General features: G+C 72.3%; 27 protein-coding genes. 12 read left to right on the top strand and 15 right to left on the bottom strand.

Annotation, left to right across the window (positions count from 1 at the left end; translation table 11 throughout):
• Positions 1–67 precede the first annotated feature (67 nt).
• The 5 genes from ACIA6T_RS20375 to ACIA6T_RS20355 form a co-directional block, all read right to left on the bottom strand.
• Positions 68–1,339, bottom strand: a complete 1,272-nt coding sequence (locus tag ACIA6T_RS20375; protein ID WP_399447867.1) for a DUF6986 family protein — start codon at positions 1,337–1,339, stop codon at positions 68–70.
• 215 nt (positions 1,340–1,554) lie between these two features.
• Complete coding sequence (locus ACIA6T_RS20370) at positions 1,555–2,517, bottom strand: electron transfer flavoprotein subunit alpha/FixB family protein (protein WP_399447866.1); 963 nt, start codon at positions 2,515–2,517, stop codon at positions 1,555–1,557.
• A gap of 60 nt (positions 2,518–2,577) precedes the next feature.
• Complete coding sequence (locus ACIA6T_RS20365) at positions 2,578–3,366, bottom strand: electron transfer flavoprotein subunit beta/FixA family protein (RefSeq protein WP_085571581.1); 789 nt, start codon at positions 3,364–3,366, stop codon at positions 2,578–2,580.
• 218 nt (positions 3,367–3,584) lie between these two features.
• Complete coding sequence (locus ACIA6T_RS20360) at positions 3,585–4,094, bottom strand: flavin reductase family protein (RefSeq protein WP_399447865.1); 510 nt, start codon at positions 4,092–4,094, stop codon at positions 3,585–3,587.
• Positions 4,095–4,311: 217 nt separating this feature from the next.
• The gene (locus ACIA6T_RS20355) at positions 4,312–4,713 is read right to left on the bottom strand and encodes a thioredoxin family protein (RefSeq protein WP_399447864.1); all 402 of its coding nucleotides are present in this window, start codon (positions 4,711–4,713) and stop codon (positions 4,312–4,314) included.
• A 195-nt stretch (positions 4,714–4,908) separates the two neighbouring features.
• On the opposite strand from ACIA6T_RS20355, the gene ACIA6T_RS20350 reads away from it, so the two are divergent.
• Complete coding sequence (locus ACIA6T_RS20350; protein ID WP_399447863.1) at positions 4,909–5,637, top strand: lysophospholipid acyltransferase family protein; 729 nt, start codon at positions 4,909–4,911, stop codon at positions 5,635–5,637.
• Between the two features lie 344 nt (positions 5,638–5,981).
• On the opposite strand, the gene ACIA6T_RS20345 is transcribed toward ACIA6T_RS20350, so the two are convergent.
• The 4 genes from ACIA6T_RS20345 to ACIA6T_RS20330 all read right to left on the bottom strand — a co-directional run bounded on the left by ACIA6T_RS20345 (position 5,982) and on the right by ACIA6T_RS20330 (position 9,900).
• The gene (locus ACIA6T_RS20345; RefSeq protein ID WP_399447862.1) at positions 5,982–6,575 is read right to left on the bottom strand and encodes a transglutaminase domain-containing protein; all 594 of its coding nucleotides are present in this window, start codon (positions 6,573–6,575) and stop codon (positions 5,982–5,984) included.
• Between the two features lie 72 nt (positions 6,576–6,647).
• Complete coding sequence (locus ACIA6T_RS20340) at positions 6,648–7,721, bottom strand: threonine aldolase family protein (protein ID WP_399447861.1); 1,074 nt, start codon at positions 7,719–7,721, stop codon at positions 6,648–6,650.
• The gene (locus tag ACIA6T_RS20335) at positions 7,718–8,464 is read right to left on the bottom strand and encodes an SDR family NAD(P)-dependent oxidoreductase (protein ID WP_399447860.1); all 747 of its coding nucleotides are present in this window, start codon (positions 8,462–8,464) and stop codon (positions 7,718–7,720) included. Before ACIA6T_RS20335 ends, ACIA6T_RS20340 begins: the two co-directional genes overlap by 4 nt.
• A 38-nt stretch (positions 8,465–8,502) precedes the next feature.
• Positions 8,503–9,900, bottom strand: coding sequence for a DUF6421 family protein (locus ACIA6T_RS20330; RefSeq protein ID WP_399447859.1), 1,398 nt, complete (start codon positions 9,898–9,900; stop codon positions 8,503–8,505).
• 252 nt (positions 9,901–10,152) lie between these two features.
• Here ACIA6T_RS20330 and ACIA6T_RS20325 point away from each other — a divergent pair, with 252 nt between their 5' ends.
• Positions 10,153–10,836: a glycerophosphodiester phosphodiesterase gene (locus tag ACIA6T_RS20325; RefSeq protein ID WP_399447858.1), complete on the top strand. Its 684-nt coding sequence runs from the start codon at positions 10,153–10,155 to the stop codon at positions 10,834–10,836.
• A gap of 4 nt (positions 10,837–10,840) precedes the next feature.
• Here ACIA6T_RS20325 and ACIA6T_RS20320 read toward each other — a convergent pair whose 3' ends face one another.
• Positions 10,841–11,383, bottom strand: a complete 543-nt coding sequence (locus tag ACIA6T_RS20320; RefSeq protein WP_399447857.1) for a GNAT family N-acetyltransferase — start codon at positions 11,381–11,383, stop codon at positions 10,841–10,843.
• An 82-nt stretch (positions 11,384–11,465) separates the two neighbouring features.
• On the opposite strand from ACIA6T_RS20320, the gene ACIA6T_RS20315 reads away from it, so the two are divergent.
• Positions 11,466–11,870: a VOC family protein gene (locus ACIA6T_RS20315; protein ID WP_399447856.1), complete on the top strand. Its 405-nt coding sequence runs from the start codon at positions 11,466–11,468 to the stop codon at positions 11,868–11,870.
• A gap of 80 nt (positions 11,871–11,950) precedes the next feature.
• Positions 11,951–12,715 (top strand): VOC family protein, encoded by a 765-nt coding sequence (locus tag ACIA6T_RS20310; RefSeq protein WP_399447855.1) that lies wholly within the window; start codon positions 11,951–11,953, stop codon positions 12,713–12,715.
• A 22-nt stretch (positions 12,716–12,737) separates the two neighbouring features.
• On the opposite strand, the gene ACIA6T_RS20305 is transcribed toward ACIA6T_RS20310, so the two are convergent.
• Positions 12,738–13,319, bottom strand: a complete 582-nt coding sequence (locus ACIA6T_RS20305; protein ID WP_399447854.1) for a MarR family winged helix-turn-helix transcriptional regulator — start codon at positions 13,317–13,319, stop codon at positions 12,738–12,740.
• Positions 13,316–15,001, bottom strand: coding sequence for an FUSC family protein (locus ACIA6T_RS20300; protein WP_399447853.1), 1,686 nt, complete (start codon positions 14,999–15,001; stop codon positions 13,316–13,318). The genes ACIA6T_RS20305 and ACIA6T_RS20300 overlap by 4 nt, the downstream gene beginning before the upstream one ends.
• A 157-nt stretch (positions 15,002–15,158) precedes the next feature.
• Between ACIA6T_RS20300 and ACIA6T_RS20295 the strand changes: the two genes are divergently transcribed.
• From ACIA6T_RS20295 to ACIA6T_RS20280, 4 genes are all read left to right on the top strand, one after another.
• Positions 15,159–15,713, top strand: coding sequence for a DUF5134 domain-containing protein (locus ACIA6T_RS20295; protein ID WP_399447931.1), 555 nt, complete (start codon positions 15,159–15,161; stop codon positions 15,711–15,713).
• A 94-nt stretch (positions 15,714–15,807) separates the two neighbouring features.
• Positions 15,808–16,746 (top strand): M56 family metallopeptidase, encoded by a 939-nt coding sequence (locus tag ACIA6T_RS20290; protein ID WP_399447852.1) that lies wholly within the window; start codon positions 15,808–15,810, stop codon positions 16,744–16,746.
• 396 nt (positions 16,747–17,142) lie between these two features.
• On the top strand, positions 17,143–17,823 hold the full coding sequence (locus tag ACIA6T_RS20285; RefSeq protein WP_399447851.1) for a phosphatase PAP2 family protein: 681 nt from the start codon (positions 17,143–17,145) through the stop codon (positions 17,821–17,823).
• Between the two features lie 177 nt (positions 17,824–18,000).
• Positions 18,001–18,678: a TetR/AcrR family transcriptional regulator gene (locus ACIA6T_RS20280; RefSeq protein WP_399447850.1), complete on the top strand. Its 678-nt coding sequence runs from the start codon at positions 18,001–18,003 to the stop codon at positions 18,676–18,678.
• Here ACIA6T_RS20280 and ACIA6T_RS20275 read toward each other — a convergent pair.
• On the bottom strand, positions 18,666–20,168 hold the full coding sequence (locus ACIA6T_RS20275) for an LVIVD repeat-containing protein (protein ID WP_399447849.1): 1,503 nt from the start codon (positions 20,166–20,168) through the stop codon (positions 18,666–18,668). The two genes, ACIA6T_RS20280 and ACIA6T_RS20275, sit on opposite strands and share 13 nt — an antisense overlap.
• A gap of 191 nt (positions 20,169–20,359) precedes the next feature.
• Here ACIA6T_RS20275 and ACIA6T_RS20270 point away from each other — a divergent pair, with 191 nt between their 5' ends.
• Complete coding sequence (locus ACIA6T_RS20270; protein WP_399447848.1) at positions 20,360–21,019, top strand: DUF305 domain-containing protein; 660 nt, start codon at positions 20,360–20,362, stop codon at positions 21,017–21,019.
• Positions 21,020–21,085: 66 nt separating this feature from the next.
• Here ACIA6T_RS20270 and ACIA6T_RS20265 read toward each other — a convergent pair whose 3' ends face one another.
• The gene (locus tag ACIA6T_RS20265; RefSeq protein WP_399447847.1) at positions 21,086–21,553 is read right to left on the bottom strand and encodes a DUF6214 family protein; all 468 of its coding nucleotides are present in this window, start codon (positions 21,551–21,553) and stop codon (positions 21,086–21,088) included.
• Between the two features lie 200 nt (positions 21,554–21,753).
• Here ACIA6T_RS20265 and ACIA6T_RS20260 point away from each other — a divergent pair, with 200 nt between their 5' ends.
• Positions 21,754–23,097, top strand: a complete 1,344-nt coding sequence (locus ACIA6T_RS20260) for an FAD-dependent oxidoreductase (protein ID WP_399447846.1) — start codon at positions 21,754–21,756, stop codon at positions 23,095–23,097.
• 477 nt (positions 23,098–23,574) lie between these two features.
• On the opposite strand, the gene ACIA6T_RS20255 is transcribed toward ACIA6T_RS20260, so the two are convergent.
• A complete protein-coding gene (locus ACIA6T_RS20255; RefSeq protein ID WP_399447845.1) occupies positions 23,575–23,934 on the bottom strand; it encodes an ArsR/SmtB family transcription factor in 360 nt (119 codons plus the stop codon).
• A 126-nt stretch (positions 23,935–24,060) separates the two neighbouring features.
• Between ACIA6T_RS20255 and ACIA6T_RS20250 the strand changes: the two genes are divergently transcribed.
• Positions 24,061–25,140, top strand: a complete 1,080-nt coding sequence (locus ACIA6T_RS20250) for an NADH:flavin oxidoreductase/NADH oxidase (RefSeq protein ID WP_399447844.1) — start codon at positions 24,061–24,063, stop codon at positions 25,138–25,140.
• Positions 25,141–25,378: 238 nt separating this feature from the next.
• On the top strand, positions 25,379–26,176 hold the full coding sequence (locus tag ACIA6T_RS20245; RefSeq protein WP_399447843.1) for a pectate lyase: 798 nt from the start codon (positions 25,379–25,381) through the stop codon (positions 26,174–26,176).
• Positions 26,177–26,199: the final 23 nt, after the last annotated feature.

Below are 26,199 nucleotides of genomic sequence, written 5' to 3'. Positions count from 1 at the left end.
CCTCGAACCGAGTCACGATGGAAAACGATCGAAATTCGATAGGTGGAGCGAGCGGGTGCGCCCCGGACTACCGCGCGAGGCCCTCCAGGTCGGCGCGGGACAGCGAGGTCGGGCGTGCCACCTCGGCGGCGTCCAGGGCGCCGCAGTCCAGGCCGCGCAGCAGGTATCCGGCGAGGGCCCTGGCGGTGGCGGGCTCGTCCATGACGTCGCCGCCGGCCCGGTCGACGTACCGGGCGAGACGGGCGGCGGCCTGCGCGAAGCCCTCGCGGTAGAAGGCGAAGACGGCCGCGTAGCGGGTGGGGAGGTGGCCGGGGTGCATGTCCCAGCCCTGGTAGTAGGCGCGGGCGAGGGCGCGGCGGGTGAGGCCGTAGTGCAGCCGCCAGGCGTCGTGGACCTGCTCCGTGGGGCCGACGGGCAGCACGTTGGTGGAGCCGTCCGAGAGGCGTACGCCGGTGCCCGCGGCGGCGACCTGCATGACGGCCTTGGCGTGGTCGGCGGCCGGGTGGTCGCTCGCCTGGTGCGCGGCGGAGACGCCGAGGCAGGCGCTGTAGTCGAAGGTGCCGTAGTGCAGCCCGGTGGCGCGGCCCCGGGCGGCCTGGATCATGCGGGCGACGGTGGCGGTGCCGTCGGTGGCGAGGATGGACTGGCTGGTCTCGATCTGGATCTCGAAGCCGATCCGGCCGGGTTCGAGGCCGCGCGCCTCCTCGAAGGCGTCGAGGAGCCGGGCCATGGCGGTGACCTGCTCGGGATAGGTGACCTTGGGCAGGGTCAGGACCAGTCCGTCCGGCAGGCCGCCGGCCTCCATGAGGCCGGTGAGGAAGATGTCGAGGGTGCGGATGCCCCGGTCGCGGACGGCGGCCTCCATGCACTTCACACGGATGCCCATGTACGGGGCCGCGGTGCCGTCACCGTACGCCTCGGCGATCAGCCGGGCCGCGCGGGCCGCGGCCCCGTCCTCCTCGGCGTCGGGGCGGTTGCCGTAGCCGTCCTCGAAGTCGACGCGCAGGTCCTCGACCGGTTCACGCTCCAGCTTGGCGCGGACGCGGCCGTACACGTCCTCGGCCAGTGCGCCGTCCAGTCCGAGGACGGCGGCGAAGGAGGCGGCGTCCGGGGCGTGTTCGTCGAGCGCGGCGAGGGCCCGGTCGCCCCAGGTGCGGAGGGTGTCGGCGGCGAAGGCGTCGCCGGGGACGTAGACGGTGTGGACGGGCTGGCGGGTGCCGGGGTCTCCGGGGTAACGGCGTTCCAGTTCGGCGTCGACCGGCGCGAGGGAGGCGCCGATCTCCTCGGTGACGGCGCCCGCGAGACTCGTCGCCACCCGCTCCTGCTGCCCCTGCCCCATCCCACACCCTCTAAATTTCCGCGATACGGAATCAACAATCCGTTGAATGAAGTTATCGGGCCCGCTTCCCCCGGTCAACACCATCTTGCGACCCGGTCCGCTCCCCCACCTCTCCATGCGCACGTCCGTCCCCGGTGGTCTTCCACGACACCCCGTGACGCGCCGAGGCCCCCGCGACCGGTGCGGTCGCGGGGGCCTCGTACGGCTCGGGGCGATCAGCCCTTGCGGGTCTTGATCTCCTCGGTGAGCTGGGGCACGACGTCGAACAGGTCGCCGACGACGCCGTAGTCGACCAGGTCGAAGATCGGGGCCTCGGCGTCCTTGTTGACGGCCACGATGGTCTTCGAGGTCTGCATGCCGGCGCGGTGCTGGATCGCGCCGGAGATGCCGGAGGCGATGTACAGCTGCGGCGAGACCGACTTGCCGGTCTGGCCGACCTGGTTGGTGTGCGGGTACCAGCCGGCGTCGACGGCGGCGCGCGAGGCACCGACGGCCGCACCGAGCGAGTCGGCGAGCGCCTCGATGATCGCGAAGTTCTCCGCGCCGTTGACACCGCGGCCACCGGAGACCACGATCGCGGCCTCGGTCAGCTCCGGACGCCCGGTCGACTCGCGCGGCGTGCGGCCGGTGACCTTGGTGCCGGTCGCCTGCGCGGAGAAGGACACCGACAGGGCCTCGACGCTGCCCGCGGCCGGGGCGGCCTCCACGGCGGCCGAGTTCGGCTTGACCGTGATGACCGGGGTGCCCTTGGAGACACGGGACTTGGTGGTGTAGGAGGCGGCGAACACCGACTGGGTGGCCACCGGGCCCTCGTCGCCGGCCTCCAGGTCGACGGCGTCGGTGATGACGCCCGAACCGAGACGCAGCGCCAGACGGGCGGCGATCTCCTTGCCCTCGGCGGAGGAGGGCACCAGCACGGCGGCCGGGGAGACGGCCTCGACGGCGGCCTGCAGCGCGTCGACCTTCGGGACCACCAGGTAGTCGGCGTACTCGGCGGCCTCGTCGGTGAGGACCTTCACCGCGCCGTGCTCGGCGAGCGCGGCGGCGGTGTCACCGGCGCCGTTGCCCAGCGCGACGGCGACGGGCTCGCCGACGCGGCGGGCCAGGGTCAGCAGCTCCAGGGTGGGCTTGCGGACGGCACCGTCCACGTGGTCGACGTAGACGAGAACTTCAGCCATGGGACTTCTTCTCTCCTGCTTGCGAAGTATGAGGGGCGGGAAGCGAGTTGAGCCCGTGGCTCAGACGAACTTCTGGCTCGCGAGGAACTCGGCGAGCTGCTTGCCGCCCTCGCCCTCGTCCTTGACGATCGTGCCGGCGGTGCGGGCCGGACGCTCGGCCGCCGACTCGACGACCGTGTAGGCGCCCTCCAGGCCGACCTCGTCCTCGTCGATGTCGAGGTCGGACAGGTCCCAGGACTGAACCGGCTTCTTCTTGGCCGCCATGATGCCCTTGAAGGACGGGTAACGGGCCTCGCCCGACTGGTCGGTGACCGACACGACCGCGGGGAGGGAGGCCTCGAGCTGCTCGGAGGCGGTGTCGCCGTCACGGCGGCCCTTGACCGTGCCGTCCTCGACGGACACCTCGGACAGCAGGGTCACCTGCGGCACGCCCAGCCGCTCCGCCAGCAGCGCCGGTACGACGCCCATGGTGCCGTCGGTGGAGGCCATGCCGGAGATGACCAGGTCGTACCCGGCCTTCTCGACGGCCTTGGCCAGGACCAGGGAGGTGCCGATGGCGTCGGTGCCGTGCAGGTCGTCGTCCTCGACGTGGATCGCCTTGTCCGCGCCCATGGACAGCGCCTTGCGCAGGGCGTCCTTGGCGTCCTCCGGGCCCACCGTCAGGACGGTGATCTCCACGTCGTCGTCGGAGTTCTCCGAGATCTGCAGCGCCTGCTCGACCGCGTACTCGTCCAGTTCGGAGAGCAGACCGTCCACGTCGTCCCGGTCGACGGTCAGGTCATCGGCGAAGTGCCGGTCGCCAGTGGCGTCGGGCACGTACTTCACGGTGACAACGATCCTCAAGCTCACGCCGGCTCTCCTACTGCATCGTCATTTCTGGCTGCCTGCCTGCAGGCAGCATAGGCGCCTGAAGCGGGCGGTTCCGGTCGGGGCGGCCCGCGCTCCGAACGAAATATTACTCGTCAGTACACCCAGTTCCTTCCCGCTAAGCAAGCGCTTTGAACTGTGACCTTCGCAACGCAGCGTAACCGGAACTCGACGGGTCCGCGACCAGGGGGAACCCCGTCTCAGTCGCGCAGGCCGTGGAAGCGTCCCTGGTGGTAGAGGAGCGGACGGCCGTGGCCGGTGGGGTCGCCGAGCAGGACCTCGGCGATCACGATCCGGTGGTCACCGGCGGGCACCCGGGCCACCACCTCGCACACCATCCAGGCCGGGACGTCGTCCAGCACCGGAACCCCCTTCGGCCCCTCCTGCCAGGCGGTGGCCGGACCGAAGCGGTCGGCGCCGCTGCGCGCGAAGGTCTCCGCCAGCTCCTGCTGGTGCTCCCCCAGGACGTGCACGCCGACGTGGTCGCCCGTCGCGATCGCCGGCCAGCTCGAGCTCCCGGTGCCGATGCCGAAGGAGAGCATCGGGGGCTCGGCGGAGACGGAGGCCAGGGAGGTGGCGGTGAAGCCGACCGGACCGCGGTGACCGCGCGCGGTGATCACGGCGACGCCCGCCGCGTGCCTGCGGAAGACGGAGCGCAACAGCTCGGGCGAGGCGGGGCGGGCGGTACCCGGGTCGGACGTGGCCGTCATGAAACCGTCCTTCTGCGGGAGGTGACGAACGGGTTCGCGGCTGCTCACCGGCCCGGTCGGCGCACACGCGCGGCACGGGCGGCGGCCGCCGGGCGGCCGGGCACCCGCCGGGGTCGAAGGAGTTCCGAAGGCATGGGGTCAGGCTGACGACGGGTGGCATGCACAGTCAAGTCGGTCCCGTGATGTGGGAGATGCCTCACCACGGCCCGGCCGGCCCTCACACGGCCTCCCCGAGCGCGGCGATCACATCGGCCTTGCGCGGCTGTCCGGTCGCGCGCCGTACGATCCGGCCGGCCGCGTCGAGGACCAGCACCGTCGGCGTCTTCACGATCTCCAGACGGCGCACGAGGTCCAGATGGGCCTCGGCGTCGATCTCCACGTGGGCCACGCCCGGCACCAGCGCGGCCACCTCGGCGAGCACCCTCCGGGTCGCCCGGCAGGGCGCGCAGAAGGCGCTGGAGAACTGCACCAGGGTGGCGCGCTCACCCAGTCCGGCTCCTGGCCAGGCCCATGATTCCGGCATACCGAGCCGTCCTCCGTCGTCCCCGTCCCGCACTCGCGCACTCCTCCCGCGGATCACCCGTTCAACGACGTCCAGCACCGCCGGGAGCCCGGGCATTCCCGCCCGTACGCACAAAGCCCGAGGTGGATCAAGGGGTGGACGTGACGAGAATCTCGCCGACGCCGGGCACCAGGGCTGGTCCACCGGCCGTTCTTCGGGCACCATCTGCGACAAGCCGTAAAACCTACGGCTGCGTAACTTCGACTGGGAGCCTCCTTCCCAGGCAGAGTAAGGAAGGGTTCCAACCCGCCCATGGCAGAACTCGTCTACCGGCCCGTCGTCGGTTTCGCCCGCACTCTGTTCAAGGCGTGGGACCTCAAGATCGACTGCCAGGGGTCGGCGAACATACCGCGCTCGGGCGGCGCCGTGCTGGTGAGCAATCACATCAGCTACCTGGACTTCGTCTTCAACGGCCTGGCGGCGCTCCCCCAGAAACGGCTCGTCCGTTTCATGGCGAAGGAGTCGGTCTTCCGGCACCGGATCTCCGGTCCGCTGATGCGCGGCATGAAGCACATCCCGGTGGACCGCGAGCAGGGCGAGGCGGCGTACGAGCACGCGCTGCGGTCGCTGCGGTCGGGGGAGATCGTGGGCGTCTTCCCGGAGGCGACGATCTCGCAGTCGTTCACGCTGAAGAGCTTCAAGTCGGGTGCCGCGCGCCTGGCCCAGGAAGCCGGCGTGCCTCTGGTCCCGATGGCGGTGTGGGGCACGCAGCGGCTGTGGACGAAGGGGCACCCGCGCAACTTCGGGCGCAGCCACACCCCGATCACCATCCGCGTGGGCGAGGCGATCGAGGCGTCCAGGGACAAGTACGCGGGCGCGATCACCCGGCAGCTGCGCGAACGTGTGCAGGAGCTGCTGGAGGCGGCGCAGCGGGCCTATCCAGTCCGCCCCAAGGGCCCGGACGACACCTGGTGGATGCCGGCCCACCTCGGCGGCACGGCCCCGACCCCGGAACAGGTCCGCCAGGCCGAGGCCCACTGACGGTAGCCGCGGGCAGTCACGCCGCACACCCCACCCGCCGCGAACCGCCCGCCGCCGCCCGCCACGGACCGCCCGCCGCCGCCCGCCGTGAACCGCCAGCCGCCCGCCACGGACCGCCCTCTGCCGCCCGCCGCGGGCAGTCGTGCCGCAGGGCGGCACGGGTGGGCGCGACGGCACCTCGTCGGCGCCGGGCTGCGCCACTCCCCCCGGTCCGCACCAACACCGCTCGCCGGCGCTCGCCGGGTGCCTCCCCCACTCTCGGCCCCGCTCGAGCGGGGGACCCCCATCGCCCACCCGTGCCGCCCCAGCGGCACGACTGCCCGCAGCTACGGCGGCTACGGCGGCTACGGCAGACTGCCCTCGTCCCCCAGCGCGATGGGGAGTGTCCGCCACAGGTGCGGGCGGTCCGGGGCGGACCTCAGGGCGTCCAGTACGACCGGGTGCGGTGCGGCGTACAGGACCGGGTGGTCGATCTCGCCGGACGCCGGATCGGGATCGAAGGCCAGCCGCTCCCCGTCCAGGGAGAACCGCGCGTCCACCCCGGGCTTGTTGCCCCGCGGATCCTGCCGGTGCCAGGCACCGCGGAACCGCACGGCGACCAGACCGTGCACGACACCGAGGTTCTGGTAGCACAGCGCGGTCGGGATGTCCTCGGCCCGCAGCAGCGCGGCCAGCGCGTGGGCCTTGGCGTAACAGATGCCGGTGCCCTGCTCCAGGACGTCGGAGGCGCGCCAGGTGACCCGGAGATCACCGGAGTCCTGGGAGTGCGGGATGGCGTCGCGCACGAACTCAAAGGCCACCCGCGCATATTCATACGAGTCGGCCACCCCGGCGGCAAGCCGCGCCACCGTCTCGCGGACCAGCGGATGGTGATGGTCGATCGCCTCATCGGCGGCCAGATAAGCGGAGAGGTCCGGGTTTTTCTGGATCAGCTGCATGCCGCCAGAGCATAAGTATGCGACCGACCGGCAGTCAATACATTTCCGGTCGACCGCATATCTATGCATGCACTACTGGCGGGCCATCTCCTCCTTGAGCGCGGCCACGAACATGTCCACGTCGTCCTCGGTGGTGTCGAAGGCGCACATCCAGCGGACGTCGCCGGCCGCCTCGTCCCAGAAGTAGAAGCGGAACCGCTTCTGCAGGCGCTCGCTCACGTCGTGCGGCAGCCGCGCGAAGACCGCGTTGGCCTGCACCGGGTAGAGGATCTCCACGCCGTGCACGGCGCGCACGCCCTCGGCCAGGCGCTGGGCCATCTCGTTGGCGTGCCGGGCACTGCGCAGCCACAGGTCACGGGCGAGCAGGGCCTCCAGCTGCACCGAGACGAAGCGCATCTTGGACGCGAGCTGCATGGACAGCTTGCGCAGGTGCTTCAGGTGCCGGATGCCGTCCGGGTTCAGCACCACGACCGCCTCGCCGAACAGGGCGCCGTTCTTGGTGCCGCCCAGCGAGAGCAGGTCGACGCCGACCGCGTTGGTGAAGGTGCGCAGCGGCACGTCCAGCGTGGCGGCGGCGTTGGCCAGCCGGGAGCCGTCGACGTGCACCTTCATGCCGTGCGCGTGGGCGTGCTCGCAGATGGCGCGGATCTCGTCGGGTGTGTAGACCGTGCCCAGCTCGGTGGTCTGGGCTATGGAGACCACCTGCGGCATCGCGCGGTGCTCGTCGTCCCAGCCGTACGCCTGCCGGTCGATCAGCTCGGGGGTGAGCTTGCCGTCCGGCGTCGGCACGGTGAGCAGCTTGATGCCGCCGACCCGCTCCGGGGCGCCGCCCTCGTCCACGTTGATGTGGGCGCTCTCCGCGCAGATCACCGCGCCCCAGCGGTCGGTGACCGCCTGGAGCGCGACGACGTTGGCGCCGGTGCCGTTGAACACCGGGAACGCCTCGGCCGTAGGACCGAAGTGGCTGCGGATCACCTGCTGGAGGTTCTCGGTGTACGCGTCCTCGCCGTACGCGACCTGGTGCCCGCCGTTGGCCAGGGCCAGGGCGGCGAGCACCTCCGGGTGGACCCCGGCGTAGTTGTCGCTGGCGAAACCGCGGACGTCCGGGTCGTGATGACGACGCGCGTCGGTCCTCGGTGGGTTCACGGCTTCTCGGTCAGCCACAGACGGTTTCCGTTCACTTCCGCGGCGGGCTTGTCCCAGACGCCGACGATGGCCTCGGCGAGGTCCTTGACGTCCGTGAAGCCCGCGAACTTCGCGTTGGGGCGGTCGGCGCGCATCGCGTCGTGCACCAGCGCCTTCACCACCAGGATCGCAGCCGCCGACGTCGGCCCCCGCTCGCCCCCGGCCTTGCGGAAGTAGTCGGCCATGGCGAGCGTCCACGCCTCGGCGGCGGCCTTGCCGGCCGCGTACGCGGCGTTGCCCGCGGTGGGCCTGGTGGCGCCGGCCGCGCTGATCAGGACGTACCGGCCGCGGTCGCTGCGCTGGAGCGCCTCGTGGAAGGCGAGGGTGGTGTGCTGCACGGTGCGCACCAGCAGCAGCTCCAGGAAGTCCCAGTCGTCCAGGCTCGTCTTGGTGAAGGTCTCACTGCCGCGCCAGCCGCCGACGAGGTGGACCAGGCCGTCGATCCGGCCGAACTCCTTCTCGGTACGGGCGGCCCACTCGCGGGTGGAGTCCAGGTCGAGCAGGTCGACCGTGTCACCGGTGACGGTGGCGCCGCCGTGCGCGTAGCGCGCCGCGTCCACGGCCTCCGCCAGCCGCTCCGGGTCGTTGTCCGAGCCGACGACGGTCGCTCCCGCCTCGGCCAGCCTGAGCAGTGCCGCCCGGCCCGCGGGTCCCCCCGCTCCGGCCACCGCGATCACCGCACCGTCGAGCGCCCCGTTCCCCATGATTCCCGCCTCCTGAGCAGTTGTGGTCTCGCGATCGCTCACGCGGCGACCCGCTCGGCCCCGTCCGCCGTGATGCCCCGGGTCGAGGCGATCACGTTCTTCAGCTTCTTGGACAGTGCCTCATAGAACATGCTCAGCGGAAACTCGTCCGGAAGCACGTCATCGACGAGTTTGCGCGGCGGCTGCGTCAGGTCGAGGGCGTCGGGACCCTTGGCCCACGTGGAGCCCGGGTGCGGGGAGAGGTAGGTGGAGACCAGCTCGTACCCGGCGAACCAGTGGACGAGCTTGGGGCGGTCGATGCCGTCGCGGTACAGCGTCTCGATCTCGGCGCACAGCTGGTTGGTGACCTGCGGGGCACGCTCCCAGTCGATGGAGAGCTTGTTGTCGGTCCAGCGGACGACGTCGTGCTTGTGCAGGTAGGCGAAGAGGAGCTGGCCGCCGAGGCCGTCGTAGTTGCGTACGCGCGCGCCGGTGACGGGGAAGCGGAACATCCGGTCGAAGAGCACCGCGACCTGCACGTCACGGGCCTGCGGGACGCCGTCGCCGGCCAGCTTCACGGCCTCCTTGAAGGCGGTGAGGTCGCAGCGCAGCTCCTCCAGGCCGTACATCCAGAACGGCTGGCGCTGCTTGATCATGAACGGGTCGAACGGCAGGTCGCCGTGGCTGTGGGTGCGGTCGTGGACCATGTCCCAGAGCACGAACGCCTCTTCGCAGCGCTTCTGGTCGTGCACCATGGCGGCGACGTCCTCGGGCAGCTCCAGGCCCAGGACGTCGACCGCGGCCTCGGTGACGCGCCGGAAGCGGGCGGCCTCGCGGTCGCAGAAGATGCCGCCCCAGGTGAACCGCTCGGGGGCCTCGCGCACCGCGATCGTCTCCGGGAAGAGGACCGCGGAGTTGGTGTCGTAGCCCGAGGTGAAGTCCTCGAAGGTGATGCCGCAGAACAGCGGGTTGTCGTAACGGGTGCGCTCCAGCTCGGCCAGCCAGTCGGGCCAGACCATGCGCAGCACGACCGCCTCGAGGTTGCGGTCGGGGTTGCCGTTCTGCGTGTACATCGGGAAGACGACCAGATGCTGGAGGCCGTCCGCGCGGCTCGCGGCCGGCTGGAAGGCCAGCAGCGAGTCGAGGAAGTCGGGCACCTCGAAGCCGCCGTCGGCCCAGCGGACGAGGTCCTTCACCAGGGCCCCGTGGTAGGCACGGTCGTGCGGGAGCAGCGGGGAGAGCTCCTCGACGGCGCCGGTCACGGCGCGCACCGCGCGCTCGGCGTCGGCGCGGTCCGGGGCTCCGTCGGCGTCGAAGTCGATCGAACCGTCCTTGGACTGCCAGGGCCGGATCCGCTCCACGGCATCCTTGAGCACGGGCCATGCCGGGTGCTCCACCACCCTGGTCGCCGGAGGAACCTGTCCTTCGGCACCCACCTGCACAAGAATTTCCGTCATGTCCCATCCTCCACGGGAGAACCTCGCGTATGGAGACCGTATACATACGAGGTTTCTCCCAGCAAGGGGCGCCTCGGGAAATTATCCTGCCCCACCCCCGGCTTCACCGCATTTTTTCCTGTGCGACACCGGGGTGGGCGACGGTGTCTGCGATCCGGGTTCAGCCTCTGGACGCGGCGGGCACAGGCGATACGGTCCAGGAAGGCCGTAGGAACGCGGCCCCCGCCGCCGTCGACGGAAGCGAGTCGGATCTTGAACTTCCTCACCATCGGTCACCGCGGAGTCATGGGTGTCGAGCCCGAGAACACCCTCCGGTCCTTCGTCGCCGCCCAGGAGGCGGGCCTCGACGTCATCGAACTCGATCTGCATCTGAGCAAGGACGGCGCGCTCGTCGTCATGCACGACACGGAGGTGGACCGCACCACGGACGGCACGGGCGCGATCGCCGACAAGACCCTCGCCGAGCTGCGCGCCCTGGACGCCGGGCGGGGTGAGCGGATTCCCGTCTTCGAGGAGGTGCTCGACGCCGTCCGGGCACCGCTCCAGGCCGAGATCAAGGACGCTCGGGCCGCCCGTGCGCTGGCCGGGGTGATGAACGGACGGGACCTGGCCGAGCGGGTCGAGGTGTCCTCGTTCCACGACGAGGCGATCGTGGAGATCGCCCGCCTGGTGCCCGGGGTGCGCACGGCGCTCATCGCCAGCCGCTACGGCCCCGACATAGTCGACCGGGCGGTCGAGGCCGGTGCCTCGACCGTCTGCCTCAACATCCGCCGGCTCACGCTGGAGACCGTGGAGCGGGCGCGGAAGGCCGGGCTGCGGATCATCGGCTGGGTGGTGAACACCCAGGACCACCTCAGACTGGTACGGGCCCTGGGACTCGACGGCGCCACCACCGACTACCCGGAGATCAAGCGCACCGGCCGCTTCACGGCGTGAGCCGTCAGACCAGCTCCTTCACCAGCAGCTCGAACTCCAGGTCGTCCCGCTGCGGAACGCCGAAGCGCTCGTCGCCGTACGGGAAGGGCGTCATCCGTCCCGTACGACGGTAGCCGCGCCGCTCGTACCAGGCGATCAGGTCCTCCCGCACGGAGATCACCGTCATGTGCATCTCGCTCACGCCCCAGGTCTCGCGGGCCTGGCGCTCCGCCTCCGCGATGATCGTCCTGCCGAGTCCGGCGCCCTGGAGGGCGGGGCTGACCGCGAACATCCCGAAGTAGGCGTGCGCGCCGCGGTGTTCCAGCTGGCAGCAGGCGACGACGCGGCCGGCGCGCTCCACCGTGAGCAGCCGGCTGTCCGGCGCCTTGATGACCTCCAGCACGCCCTCCGGGTCGGTCCGCTGTCCCTGGAGGATGTCCGCCTCGGTGGTCCACCCGGTCCTGCTGGACTCGCCCCGGTACGCCGACTGGATCAACGCGACGAGGGCGTCCACATCGGCGTCGGTCGCGTCGCGGAAGGTCAGTGCGGTGTCGGTGGCGGATTCCATGGGCACGTCTCCGGTTCGTCTGGGCGCCTTCCGGCGTGGCTCGGGCGGGAACGAGACTAACCCGGCCACTACGCTCGGCCGCATGGTGCACGTACTGAGCAGCCGCGTCCTGCTCCGCCCCACCGATCCCGACCGCTCCCGCGCCTTCTACGGGGAGCGGCTGGGCCTCGCCGTCCACCGCGAGTTCGGCACCGGACCGGAACGCGGCACCGTCTACTTCCTCGGCGGGGGGTTCCTGGAGCTCTCGGGCCGCGCGGACCCCTCCTCGGTGTCGTCCTCGTCCCCGGACGTACGGCTGTGGCTCCAGGTCGAGGACATCGCGGTCGCGCACGAGGAACTGGCGGCCAAGGGTGTCGACATCGTCCGCCCGCCGGTGCTGGAGCCTTGGGGCCTGCTCGAGATGTGGATCGCCGACCCGGACGGCACACCGATCGTGCTGGTCGAGATCCCGGCCGAGCACCCGCTGCGGTACCGGCCGGGCATCTAGGCGGCACGCGGCCGGTTTCGCGCCGGATGGCCTGGGCCGGGGGCCGGGCTTAGCGTGCTGTGAGGGACGGAAGGAGCGTCATGGAACAGTCCGCGCCGGTGACCGGTGGGCCCTGCTGGGCCGAGCTGGGGACCACCGATCCGGAGTCCGCCCGGCGGTTCTACACGCGGTTGTTCGGCTGGCGTACCGAGACGGACCCGCGTCGGGAGTCGGGCGGCCACACCGTCGCGTACCTGGGTGACGCGGCGGTCGCCGCGCTGGCGCCGCTGTACCAGGAGGGGCAGCCGGTGGCCTGGAACGTGTCGTTCGCGGTGGCCGACATCGATGCCGCCCTCCGCGCGGTGGGGGCTGCGGGCGGGCAGGCGCTGCTCGGGCCGACGGACGTGTTCGACGCGGGCCGTTCCGCGGTGGCCGTCGACCCCACCGGCGCCGTCTTCCAGCTGTGGCAGGCGGATGCCTTCCCGGGCGCCGGGGTGTTCGACGTGCCCGGCTCCCTGGGCTGGGTGGAGCTGATGACACGGGCGCCGCGGCAGGCCGTGTCGTTCTACACCGGCGTGTTCGGCTGGAGCGTGGACGCCTCCCGGAGGTACCCGCAGTGGGGCGTCGACGGCGCGGCCTTCGGCGGCATGGTGACGATGGACGAGAAGTTCCCGCACGAGGTTCCCGCGCACTGGCTGCCGTACTTCGCCGTGGAGGACGTGGACGACGCCGCGGTGACGACCACGACGGTGGAGGGCACGGTGCTGATGGAGCCCGTCTCGCACCCGGAGGGTCCGCGCATCGCGGTGCTCCGCGACCCGCAGGGGGCGATGTTCGGCGTGTACCGGGCGGCGGACGGGAGGTGAGCCGGGGGCGGGCCCGCGGCCGTCACGCCCGCAGCGCGCCCAGGCGTCCTTCCAGCTGGCCGAGCAGCTCGCCGAGCAGGGCGGCGAGCTCACCGAGCTCCGGGCCGTCCAGACCGGACAGTACGGCGGTCTCGTAGGCGAGCTGCGCGGGCAGGATGCCGTCGACCAGGTCGCGTCCGGAGTCGGTGAGGCGGACGTGGGCGACCCTGCGGTCACGGGTGTCGCCGCGGCGTTCCACCAGTGCGCGTTCGGTGAGCTGCTTGAGGCGTTTGGTGACGGCGGCGCCCGAGGAGAAGGTCTCGCGGGCCAGCTCGCTCGGCGTCAGCTCGTGGCCGGTGCGGCGCAGCGCGCCCAGCAGGTCGAACTCCGGGCGGGTCAGCCCGGCGCGGCGCAGCGGGGCGTCCTCCGCCTGCTGGAGGAGGGCGGCGCAGCGGTTGATGCGGCCGATGACCTCCATCGGGCCGGTGTCGAGGCCGGGGTGGACGGCCCGCCACTGCCGGACGACGGCGGCGACGGTGTCGCCCCGCGAGCGGCCGGGCACGTCCCCGCCGGCCGTCTCCGGTCCCTCGCCGCCGGCCGCCGCTGGTCCTTCGGTCGCCGTCATGGCCGTACGTCCTCCGTGTTCGTGCCCGTGCCGGGGTCCGGGAGCAGCCCCTGGCGTCGTACCGTCGCCGCGAGCGTACGGTGTCCCGACTGCTCGGCGAGCACGACCCGCTCCTGGGCCGGTGCGCGCTGCCACCACTCGCCGGACGCGGCGTCGGCGGTGGCCCGCAGGTCGACCAGGGCGGCGGCGAGGTCGCGGCGGGCGGCGTCCAGGGCGGCGGGGGCGGGCCGGGGCCCGGCCAGCAGGCGCGCGGCGTGCTCGCGCGCGCGGTCGGCCGTGGTGAGCGCCCGCTCCACGCGGTCGCCCGCCCGCCGGTTGGTGACGGCCACGGCGGCGGCGAAGCCGACCAGGGCACCGACGAGGGTGTCCACCGCGCGCTCGGTGATCAGGTCGCCGGGCGGCTGGTAGCCGGCGAACTCGGTGACGAGCAGCGCGAGCGGGGTCACGCAGACGGTGCCGAGCCAGTAGTTGCGGCCGATGAGCGCCTCGGCGCCGAAGTTGAACAGCAGGCAGCAGAGCACGAGGGCGAGCGGGCCGAGGTGGGCGACGGGGACGACGGCGGCGAAGAGCAGCACGCCGGCGAGGTTGCCGACGACGCGCTGGACGGCCCGGCTCCAGGTGAGGGTGATGTTGGCCTGGTAGAGCGAGGCCGCGGTGACCAGGGCCCAGTAGGGGCGGCCGATACCGAGGGCGAGGGAGGCGTACCCGGCGAGGGCGCAGCCGAGGGCGGTGCGGACGGCGATCGGGGTGAGCGGGCCGAGCCTGGTCCACAGGGGGCGCGGCGGGGTGGCGCGCTCGGCGGCCACGCCGAGGAGTTCACCGGCGTCCGCACGGGGGTCCTCGGTGCGCGGGACGGCACCGGTGCCGCGCAGCGCGCCGGCCCAGGCGCGCAGGCGTTCGGGGTCGGCGTCGGCGGGCGCGGCGAGCGCGACCTCCGCGCGGACGACGAGCCGTTCGAGGGCGCGGCGGGTGGCGGAGGGCCGGTCGCCGGTGGAGAGCAGGGACTGCCAGGCGGCCTGCACGGCGGCGTAGGCGGCGGTGCGGGCCGCTGGGTGACCGTCGCCGGCACCGCTGGTTCCGGCGTACGCGGCGGCGGCGTTCAGCGCCTGGGCGGTGGCGCGGCGTTCGGGGCCGTGCGGCCGGAGCGGGGCGGGCGCCATGCCCACCAGGTAGGCCCAGACACCGGCCGCGGCGGCGAGCGCGAGATGGCCGGGGACCTGTCCGAGGGTCTGCGGCACGAACAGCGAGGCGGAGCTGACGAAGGTGAGGATCACATGGCCGGGCGGGCCGACGCGGGTGGCGTCGCACAGCGCCTTCTGCACGGCGGCCAGGACGGCGCCGACGGTGACCAGGACCACGGCGTTCCCGGTGAGGGAGGCGGCGACCAGGGACACGGCGAGGCCGCCGAGCATGCCGAGCACCACCCAGGCCAGCACCCTGGCGCGGGCGGCGTACGGGCGGTTGTGGGCGTAGAGGGCGCACAGGGACCCCGCCATGGTGTACATCGCGAGGTCGAGCCGGCCGAGGGCCACCAGGAGCAGGCTGGGCGGTGCGACCGCGGCGACCACGCTGAGGGCCGGCTTGAACCAGATGTCGGAGGGCCGCCCGAGGCGCAGCGCGGCGGCGAGCGGGAGGCGCCGGACTGCCTGCGGGGCTGTGGGGGTGGAGGTCGCACTGCTCATGAGAAATAAGGTTAGCAGGTATTTTACCTGTGAAACGTATGCGTGGGTCCGCCGCGCTCCCCCGGGCGCTCCCCCCGCACTCCCGTGCGCTCGGGTGTCCGTCGCCGGGACCGGGCATGCCATGACCGACCGTCGAGCGGGCCGAGGGGAGGTCCGGGTGCACGGACCGGTGTCGTCCGGCTGGCTGCTGGTCGCGCTCTGCGCGGCGACCGGCGCCTACTGTCTGCTGCGCATGCGCAGCCATGTGGTGGAGCAGCGTCGCGCCGCGGGCGGCGAGGCGCTCATGGGCTTCGGCATGGCCGTGATGGCCGTGCCCGCGGCGGTGTTCACCCCGCCGGCGTGGGCCTGGCCGGCCCTCGCGGTGGTGTTCGGCGCGGCCGGACTGCACACGCTGTGGGCGGCCCGCACCGGCGCGCGCCATCTGCACCATCTGATCGGCGCCGGGGCGATGGTGTACATGGCGGTGACCATGGCCGCCTCCACCGGGCAGGGGCCCGGACACGGGCACGGCGGCTCGGGCATACCCCTGCTGACCGGGGCCCTGCTGCTCTACTTCGTCGCGTACGTGCTCGTCACCGGCGTACGACTGGTGCCCGTGGCCGCCGTGACGGGGGACGGCCGGGGTGCGGGATGGGGTGACCGGCCGGAACTGGCGCGGGCCTGCCGGCTGTCCATGGGGATCGCGATGGTGGCGATGCTGCTGACGATGTGAGGGCGGGACACACGGCGCGGCGGCGGCCGTTGCCTGCGTCACTTCGGTGCGTCCGTCCGTGTCCTCGGGCGGCCCCCGCTCATAGGCTGCACACATGATCCTCCCCGCGGCACTGCTGCTGCTCGGCGTCCTGACCGCTGTCATGGGTCCCCGGCTGCTCGCCCGGGCCGACTGGCCGGACCGTGAACCGGTGGTGGCGCTGTGGGCGTGGCAGTGCGTGATCGCGGCGGTGCTGCTGTGCTGCGCGCTGTCGATGACGTTCAGCGCGGCGGCCGCCTGGCGGGCGGTGGGCGGCCATGTGTTCGCCACCGCGCCCCGTGCGGTCGTGGAGGCGTACGCGCTCGGTACGGCGGGGCTCTGGGCGCAGACCACCGCGGTGGCGCTGGCGTGCGGCGGGCTGTGGAGCGCGGCGATGCTGGTCCGGGAGGTCGTACGGGCCCGTGGCCGGCGTCGGGCACGCCGCGCCGAACTGCGGGTGCGGGCACCGCTGCTGCCCGGGGAGCGGCCGGGCTCCGACCGGCTCGTGGTCCTGGAGGGCGAGCGGCCCGACGCCTGGTGGCTGCCCGGCACCCCGCCCCGACTGGTCGTCACCACGGCCGCGCTGCGCCGGCTGAAGGGCAGGCAGCTGGACGCCGTCCTCGCCCATGAGCGGGGGCACGCGCAGGCCCGGCACGACTGGCTGCTGCACTGCTCCTCCGCGCTGGCGGGCGGTTTCCCGCAGGTGCCGGTGTTCGCGGCGTTCCGCGACGAGATGCACCGGCTGGTCGAACTCGCCGCCGACGACATGGCGTCCCGCCGCTTCGGCCGGCTGACCACGGCCCTCGCACTGGTGGAACTCAATGAACACCGCGGGGTGTTCGGCGGCCCCTGCCCGACCCCGCAGGCCCACGTCCCGGCCCGGGTGCGCCGCCTGCTCACTCCCCCGAACCGACTCACCGCGGGACACCGCCTACGACTCACGGCGGTGGCGTCGCTGGTCCCGGTGCTCCCGGTACTGGTGGCGTTCGTACCGGGACTGCGGGCACTCGGCTAGCCCGGGCCCGAGCGCCGCGCCACGTTCCCGCAGGCAGCAGCGCCCCCGCCCTCCGCGGGCAGCCGCATGCCGCCCGTTCCCGCGGGCAGTCGTGCCTCCCCCAGCGCCTTGAAGGCCTGGGAGGTACCCCCAGGGCGATGGGGGTCCCCCCGCTCGAGTGGAGCCGAGAGTGGGGGAGGGTGGGCGGTGGGGGCACCTCCCGCTCATGGGGGTCCCTCCCGCTCGAGCGGAGCCGAGAGTGGGGGAGGCACCCCGCAAACGCCGGGCTGCGCAACGCCCCCGTCCAGCCCACACTCACGCCGGACACCACGCAAGCGCCCCCGGCCGGCGCGGACCCTGAAGAGGCCGGAGGTGGGGAACTGGCCCCGGACGCCGGCGTTCGGAGAGGATCGCCTCATGCACACCCCCCACACCGAATCCCCGCCCAGCCCACCGGAGCACCGCCCGGCCGCCCTGTTCACCGGAGCGCTCGCGCTGTGCTCGGCGCTGCTGCTGACCCTGGTCGGCGTCGAGTGGCGCCCGTTGCTCGAACTGGACGCCGACGTCGCCCGCACCACTCACCGCTGGGCGGTCGAGGAGCGGGGGCTGACGCAGACGTCCCGCATCCTGACGGACTGGGTCTGGGACCCGTGGACGATGCGGGTGCTGTGCGGTGTGGCGGCGGTGCTGCTCGTCCGGCGGTACGCGGCCCCCTGGACGGCGCTCTGGCTGGTGCTCACGGTCGCCGTCGGAACGGCGGTGCAGCAGGGACTGAAGGCCGCGCTGGACCGCGCCCGCCCGGTCTGGCCCGACCCGGTGGACTCCGCGCACTACGCGGCGTTCCCGTCGGGGCACGCCATGACCGCGACGGTCGTCTGCGGCCTGCTGCTGTGGCTGCTGCACCGTCATGGAGTGGGCCGCGTCCTGTGGCGTACGGCGCTGGCCGTGGCGGTCCTCTCGGTGACCGGTGTCGGCCTCACCCGGGTCTGGCTCGGCGTCCACTGGCCCACGGACGTCCTCGGCGGCTGGCTGATCGGCGCCCTGGTGGTGGCGGTGGCCGTGGCGGTCCACCGGCGGCGGTGTCCGGCGCACCGGTGATCCCGGGCACCCCCGGACCGGTGGCCCGAGGACGCTCTCGCCGCGAACAAGACCGTTCACCTCGGACGATCCCCCGCGTCGCCCGAGGTGAACGGCAACCCGGAGAGGCCCGCCAAGGGGCCTCACCGGACGCGCTGAGTATAGTTGGCTGTCAGCCAGTCAACGCAGGAGTCCAGCATGTCCCCGCGCAGCGCCCTGGTCAATGAAGAGTTGCGGAGGCGTTCGAAGGAGCGGCTCCTGCACGCCGCCGTGGAGTTGGTCGACGAGCACGGGTACGAGGCCACGACGCTGGGTGACATCGCCGACCGGGCGGGCTCCGCGCGGGGCCTGGTGTCGTACTACTTCCCGGGAAAGCGCCGGCTCGTGCAGTCCGCCGTGCACCGGCTGATGCACCGCACCCTGGAGGAGGCCCTGGAGCGGGAGCCGCACACCGAGGACGGCCGGGAGCGGATGGCACGGGCCATCGACGCGATCCTGGGCCTGGCGCGGGACCGGCCGATCCTGATGCGCCAGCACATGGCCGGACTGCTGCAGGCCGAGGGTTTCCTGCCCTGTCCCGAGCAGCGGCGGCTGGCGGAGCTGCTCGGCGACACCGTCGCCCGGCACGGCTCCCACGACGTCGACACGGACTATCCGATGCTGCGCGCCCTGCTGATGGGTGCCGTGTACGCGGCGCTGATGCCGGGCGCGCCCATGCCGGTCCCGGTGCTGCGCGCGGAGCTGTTCAAGCGCTACCGGCTCGACTGGGAGATGGGCGTCCCGCCGGACACCGAGGTGCCCGGCGGGACGTGTGGGAAGGACCGGGCGGACATGGCCCGGTTCTTCGCGACGGAGCCGGACGCTCAGTCGAAGTAGTCCGGCTGGGTCTGCGTGTTGAGCTCACGCAGGTGGACCCGGCGGGCCGGGTCCGTACGCCGGTCGTCGATCTTCAGGACGTCGAAGCCCTTGGCGATGTCGTTCGAGTAGATGTAGCCGTTGTAGTAGTACGCCGACCAGGAGCCGCCGGTGACGAGATGGTCCGTGGAGATCGGGCCGCGCTCGAAGTAGGCGATCTCCTTCGGCTTCGAGGAGTCGGTGAAGTCCCAGACGGAGACGCCGCCCTGGTACCAGGCCTGGACCATCAGGTCCTTGCCCTTGACCGGGATCAGCGAGCCGTTGTGGGCCACGCAGTTCTCGGTGTCCGCCTGGTGGCGGGGGATCTTGAAGTAGCTGCGGAAGACCAGCTTCTGCCGGTCGCCCTTGCCGACGATGTCGTAGATGCCGTCCGCGCCGCGGTTCGGGCCGATCTCCGCGTTGCAGGTGGCGCCGCCACCGCCGCCCAGCTCGTCGGTGAAGACGACCTTGTTCGCCTTCTGGTTGAAGGTCGCCGAGTGCCAGAACGCGAAGTTGACGTTGTCCTGCACCCGGTCGATCACCTTGGGCCGCTCGGGGTCCTTGATGGAGAACAGGATGCCGTCGCCCATGCAGGCGCCGGCGGCCAGGTCCTTCGACGGCAGCACGGTGATGTCGTGGCAGCCGGTGGTCTTGGAGACACCCGGGTTGGTGGGCCCGCCGGGGTTGCCGCCGCCGTCCGGGCCCTCACCCGGGAACAGCACCGGGAAGCCGACCAGCGCCGCCTCGTGCGGGGCCTTGCGCGGCACCTTGATCACCGAGATGCCGTCGTGCGGCGGCTGGCAGTCGGGGTAGGCCGCGTTCGGCGAGTACGACGAGACGTAGACGTAGACGTTCTTGCGCTCGGGCACCAGCGTGTGGGTGTGCGAGCCGCAGGCGGTCTCGACGGCGGCGACATAGCGCGGGTTCCGCTTGTCGCTGATGTCGAAGACCTTCATGCCCTCCCACGAGGACTTCTCGGTCGCCGGCTGGGTGGTGCTGTTGCAACTGCTGTCGCTGCGCGAGGAGTCGGTGGACAGGAACAGCAGGTCGCCGGAGACGGAGATGTCGTTCTGCGAGCCGGGGCACAGCACCTGGGCCACCGTCTTCGGCGCCTTCGGGTTGCTGATGTCGAAGATGCGGAAGCCGTCGTAGTTGCCCGCGAAGGCGTACCGGCCCTGGAAGGCCAGGTCCGAGTTGGTGCCGGACAGCGCGTCCTTGGGGATGTTGGCCACGTGCCGGATGTTGTCGGAGTGGACGACCTCGTCCTGGCCGGGTATCTCCCCGCTTTGGACGGCCTCGCGCGCCTCGGCCCGGGCACTGCGCGAGACCTCCTTCTCGGCGGCCGGCGAGTCCCCGGGGTCGGGGATCGCCGCGGCCGGCGCGGCGGTGAGCAGCGCGGCCAGCAGTCCGCCGGCCGCCGCGGCGACTCCCAGTCGTCTGCGCCGGGTTCGGGAAACGCTCAACAGGATCACTGTTTTCCTCCCTGGTTCCGTTCACGTCGGAACGGTTTTCGCACCGGCAGTATCGTCGTGGGCATGCACATACCAACAGGGGGCAACACACTTGCAATGAAGTTTTTTGATCACTGACGCGCGGAAGCGTGCTAGGACGGTCGTCGACACTCACGAGGTGTCCTGCAACCCCCCTGCCACAGGAGGTCCTTGTGCACTACCGCCGTGCGTCACGCGTGTCCCTCGTCGCGGCCGGGCTGACCGCTCTGGCCGTACTCGGGCTCGTGGGCTGCGACTCCGGCACGGACGACACCGGGTCGGCCGCCGCCGGGCCTTCGGTCATCGCGCCGGGTGAGCCCGGGGAGGCCAACCGGACCCTGTCGGCCGAGGAGGCGGAGCGGCAGCGCGTCGAGGACGACTCCCCCAATTCGGCGGACGTGTCCTACGCCCGGATGATGATCCAGCACCACGCGCAGGCCCTGGAGATGACCGAACTGGTGCCGGACCGCGCCGAGTCGTCGAAGATCGTCAAGCTGGCCGAGCGCATCGCCGCCGCACAGCAGCCGGAGATCAAGGCGATGAAGGGCTGGCTGAAGGGCCACGACAAGGCGGAGCAGGACGACGGGCACGGGCACGACCACGCGACGATGCCCGGAATGGCCACACAGGCCCAGCTGAAGCAACTGCGCGCGGCCGACGGCAAGGCCTTCGACCAGCTCTTCCTCACCCTGATGATCACGCATCACCAGGGGGCGATCACCATGTCCACCGAGCTGAAGGGGCAGGGCAACAACATCCGGATGGAGGAGATGGCGGACGACGTGGTGGCCCAGCAGACCAGCGAGATCAGCCGGATGCGCGACCTGATGTGACGGAGCGCGGCACGCCGTGACGGCGACCGGCGCCCGACGGGGCGGCCCGGCGCCCGACGGGGCGGCTCAGCGCCGGACGTGCCGCGAGGGCAGCAGTCCCGCGTCGCGCGTCCGGCCGATGAGCCTGAGCGCACCGCGCCGGCTGTACCCGGTCTCGTCCATCACGGCGAGGACCGGATCGGCTCCCCGCTCCTGCGCCGCGCGGTACACCCCCGCCACGAGACCGTGCTCCTGCGGCCCCTTCGGCCGGTCGGGCCGCTCCCGGTGCGCGCCCCTACCGGTTTCGTCGCCGGGACCCGGCTCGGGCTCGGCGCCGCAGGCCCGCGCCAGCGGCGCCTCGATCCAGTCGGCGAACAGGGCGAGGTCCTCCAGGGCCAGCGCGGGCCGGGCCCGTACGTCCTCGACGCAGACCCACCCCTCGCACACCGTCGCCAGCGCGTCGATGCGGGCCCCGTCGTCGAAGGCCAGCCGCACATGGAGCCACCGGGTCGCCCGCTCCCCCTCCCGCACCTCCCACGCGGGCCGCACGGACACCGCACCCTCCGCCGGAGAGCGATCGGAAAGATGAAGAAAAGATGCCTCGAACACACACGCAACGTAACCGCGTGATCAGTTTCCCTCGGTAGAACACGCGCCCCGGGCGGTGGACGGCACCCTGTCAGCGGAGCGCGGACGGTGCCATGCTGGAGGCATCAGCGATCTCCTGTCGATCCCCCGGGGTGAGGAGTTCCGCCGTGCTGCGTGTCGCCGTCATCGGTTCCGGGCCGAGCGGGTGCTACACCGCCCAGAGCCTCGTCCAGCAGGACGCCCGGGTGCGCGTGGACGTCCTGGACCGGCTGCCGTGTCCGTACGGCCTGGTCCGCTACGGCGTGGCGCCGGACCACGAGAAGATCAAGTCCCTGCAGAACACCCTCCGCGCGGTCCTGGAGCACGAGCGCGTGCGCTTCCTCGGCGGGGTGCCGGTCGGGCCGGGCGGGGTGCCGGTCGCGCGGCTGCGGGAGCTCTACCACGCGGTGGTGTACTGCGTGGGCGCCGCCACGGACCGGCGGCTGGGCATCCCGGGCGAGGAGCTGCCGGGCAGTTGGTCGGCGACGGAGTTCGTGTCCTGGTACAGCGCGCATCCGGACGCCGTCGACGACGGTTTCCTGCGCGGGGTGCGGTCGGCGGTGGTCATCGGGATGGGGAACGTCGCCGTGGACGTGACGCGCATGCTGGCCCGGGACGCTACGGAGCTGAGTCCGACCGACATGCCGCACGCGGCCCTGACCGCACTCGCGTCGAGCCGGGTGGACCGCGTCCACATGGTGGGCCGGCGCGGCCCGTCCCAGGCCCGCTTCACCACCAAGGAGCTGCGCGAACTGGGGACCCTGCCGGACACCGGCCTCTCCGTGGACCCGGCCGAGGCGGCCCAGGACCCCGCGTACACGGACCCGTCCGCGCTGCCCGCCCCACAGCGCCGCAACGTCGAGGTGCTGCGCGGCTGGGCCGGGGCGCCGGTGCCGGGCGCCCGGCGGCTGATCCGGCTGCGCTTCTTCCTCCGTCCGGCCGAACTGATCGCCCGGGAGGGCAGGGTGGGCGCGGTGCGTTTCGAGCGGACGGTGCCGGACGGACACGGCGGCGTCACGGGCACGGGGCGGTTCGAGGACGTCGAGACGCAGTTGGTGCTGCGCTCGGTGGGGTACCGCGGGGTGCGGTTGGAGGGGCTGCCGTTCGACGCGGCCGGCGGTACGGTTCCGCATCTCGCCGGGCGGGTGCTGCGGGAGGGCGCCGTCGCTCCGGGCGAGTACGTGGCGGGCTGGATCAAACGGGGCCCGACGGGCGTCATCGGCACCAACCGGCCCTGTGCGAAGGAGACGGTGACCTCCCTGCTGCGGGACGCGCCCTTCCTCACGGACCGCGACCTCCCCGGCGACCCGCTGGCGGCACTGCGGGCCGAGGGCGTCGAACCGGTCGCGTGGACGGGCTGGCAGGCGATCGAACACGCCGAGGCGGAACTGGGCGCCTCCCTGGGCCGGAGCACCGTCAAACTCCCCGACTGGGAATCCCTCCTGGCCGCGGCCCGCGCGGCCGGCCCGTGACCGCGCCGGGGTCACGGACGACCGCCGGCCCGCTGGAGCGGGCCCGGCCGGTGCCGCCGGGAGCCGGACTCCGCCACGCGCACGCCCGCACGCGCGTGGACCCCGCGCCGGTGCTCTCCGACGCCCGCGGCATGCCCGCCGTACGCCCGCACTCGCACGGACGCCACCGCGCGGGATCCCGGGCCGCCACGGCCACCGGCGAGCTCGCCCCCGGACCTGCCCCCGCACACAGCCGGCAACGGCCCACGCGGCCTCTGGCAACAAAGAGCGCGCCGGTCCTCGACGCCGGGCGGACCGGACTCCGGTGGGCACTGCCCCGTCAGGCGGACCCCCGCACGCCGACAGGCGCCACCTCCCGAGAGCCCCGGTTCCCGCACGCACCGACGAGCGATCGTCCCGGGCGGAAACCCGCACGCCAGGCGGGCGGCCGGCAGCGGGCCGGGGTGCCGGTGGGCGAGCCGCCGGGCGGTGGCCGGGTCAGCCGGTGTCCTGGCGAAGGGACTGGTGGGCGGCGGCGGTGAGCAGGCAGTCGAGGAGGCCCGGGAAGAGGTCGTCCAGGTCGGACCGGCGCAGGCCGTTCATCTTGGCGGTGCCCTCGTAGATCTGCCGGATCACGCCGCTCTCGCGCAGCACCCGGAAGTGGTGCGTGGTGGTGGACTTGGTGACCGGCAGGTCGAACTGCGAGCAGGTCAGCTCGACATCCTCGGCGGCGAGTTCGCGGACGATCCGCAGCCGTACCGGGTCGGAGAGCGCGTGCAGCACGCCCTCCAGCCGGATCTCCTCGCGCGCCGGATGCGGCAGATCGCGGCTGCTGGGTGCGGGGGCGGCGGTCGTCACGGCGGCTCCAGGTGCGGTCCGGGAAACCTCATTGTACGAAAGGCATCGTAGTTTGACATCTCCCGTACTACGATGCCTATCGTACGAGCCGACCCCTCCCCTGGTCCCCGCCGAACGGAGCCCGCCGTGAGCACGCTGTTCCAGCCCTACACCCTGCGCGACGTGACCATCCCCAACCGGGTGTGGATGCCGCCGATGTGCCAGTACTCGGCCGCGCCCGAGGGGCCCGGGACCGGCGCGCCCGGAGACTGGCACTTCGCGCACTACGCGGCCCGCGCGGCCGGCGGCACGGGCCTGATCGTCGTCGAGGCCACCGCCGTGTCACCGGAGGGCCGGATCTCCCCGTACGACCTCGGCATCTGGAACGACACCCAGGTGGAGGCGTTCCGCCGGATCACCCGCTTCCTCGTGTCGCAGGGCACCGTCCCCGCCGTCCAGCTCGCGCACGCCGGACGCAAGGCGTCGACCGAGCGGCCCTGGAAGGGCGGCGCGCCCGCCGGGCCGGACGCCCACGGCTGGCAGCCGGTGGCTCCGAGCGCGGTCGCCTTCGACGAGCGGCACCCGGTGCCGGACGAGCTGTCCGTCGAACAGATCCATGAGATCGTCGAACAGTTCCGCGCCGCCGCGCGCCGCGCGCTCGCCGCCGGGTTCGAGATCGCCGAGATCCACGGCGCCCACGGCTACCTGATCAACGAGTTCCTGTCCCCGCACTCCAACCACCGCACCGACGCCTACGGCGGCTCGTACGAGAACCGGACGCGGTTCGCGCTCGAGGTGGTGGACGCCGTGCGCGAGGAGTGGCCGGACGACAAGCCGCTGTTCTTCCGCGTTTCGGCCACGGAGTGGCTGGAGGAGTCCGGCTGGACCCCGGACGACACCGTCCGCTTCGCCTCCGAGCTGCACGCCCACGGCATCGACCTGCTCGACGTCTCCACCGGCGGCAACGCCTCCGGCGTCCGCATCCCGACCGGGCCGGGCTACCAGGTTCCCTTCGCCGCGCGGGTGCGGAGCGAGACGCCGATGCCGGTCGCCGCCGTGGGACTGATCACCGACGCCGAGCAGGCGGAGAAGATCGTGGCCAACGGCGAGGCGGACGCGGTGCTCCTCGGCCGCGAGCTGCTCCGCAACCCCTCGTGGGCCCGGCACGCGGCCCGCGAACTGGGTGGCGAGGTCCACGTGCCGGACCAGTACCACCGCTCGGTCTGAGCCCGCACCGCCACCGCGCCGGTGGCCCGGGGTGCCCTTCGCGCCCCGGGCCACCGGCGTCGGCCTTTCCTGGCCGAATGTGATCGCCGCGAGGCGTTGACTAGAAAGCGCTTACCCCATACGTTTCCCGTTCAGCAGCGTGACCCGCTCACGTCAACGAACCGGGCATGCCGCGCACCATCACGAACGTCGTTCACGTACCTGGCTCGCACCCCCACACCACGACAGAAGGAACGACATGACTTCCGCGAAACGACCACATGCCCGCGCACTGACGGGCGCACTCGCCACCCTGGGCCTCTCGATTGGCATGGTCATGACTACCGGCGCCTCCCCGGCGAGCGCCGCCACCTGGCCGACCGCCAACGGCAGCCAGGGCGTCTCCTCCACCATCTCCCTGTCCGGCACCACGGACTACGGGATGAAGCGCCTGTACGGCACCGGCGACCTGGGCTCCGGCAGCCAGGACGAGGACCAGGGCCCGATCCTGGAGCTGGCGAACGGCGCGGTCCTGAAGAACGTCATCCTGGGCGCCCCCGCCGCCGACGGCATCCACTGCAAGGGCTCCTGCACGCTGCAGAACGTCTGGTGGGAGGACGTCGGCGAGGACGCCGCCACGTTCAAGGGCACGTCGTCGGGGTCGGTCTACACCGTCAGCGGCGGCGGCGCCAAGGAAGCCAGCGACAAGGTGTTCCAGTTCAACGGCGCCGGAACGCTGAACGTGTCGAACTTCGCGGTCAAGAACTTCGGCACCTTCGTCCGCTCCTGCGGCAACTGCTCCACCCAGTACAAGCGGACGATCAACCTCAACACCATCGAGGTGAACTGGAAGGGCAGCAGGCTCGCCGGCATCAACACCAACTACGGCGACAGCGCGACCCTGCGGAACATCACGATCATCGGGGACAGCAGCAAGAAGATCGTCCCCTGCCAGAAGTACATCGGCAACGACGACGGTGACGAGCCGAGCAGCAACGGCTCGGGCCCCGACAGCACGTACTGCAAGTACTCGTCGTCCGACATCACCTACAAGTAACCCCCCACGGGCAGCGGCCGTAC

Source organism: Streptomyces sp. NPDC051740, from assembly GCF_044453165.1.
In the GTDB taxonomy this organism is placed as follows: Bacteria; Actinomycetota; Actinomycetes; order Streptomycetales; family Streptomycetaceae; genus Streptomyces; species Streptomyces atrovirens.
This window is presented reverse-complemented; position numbering and strand designations above follow the sequence as displayed.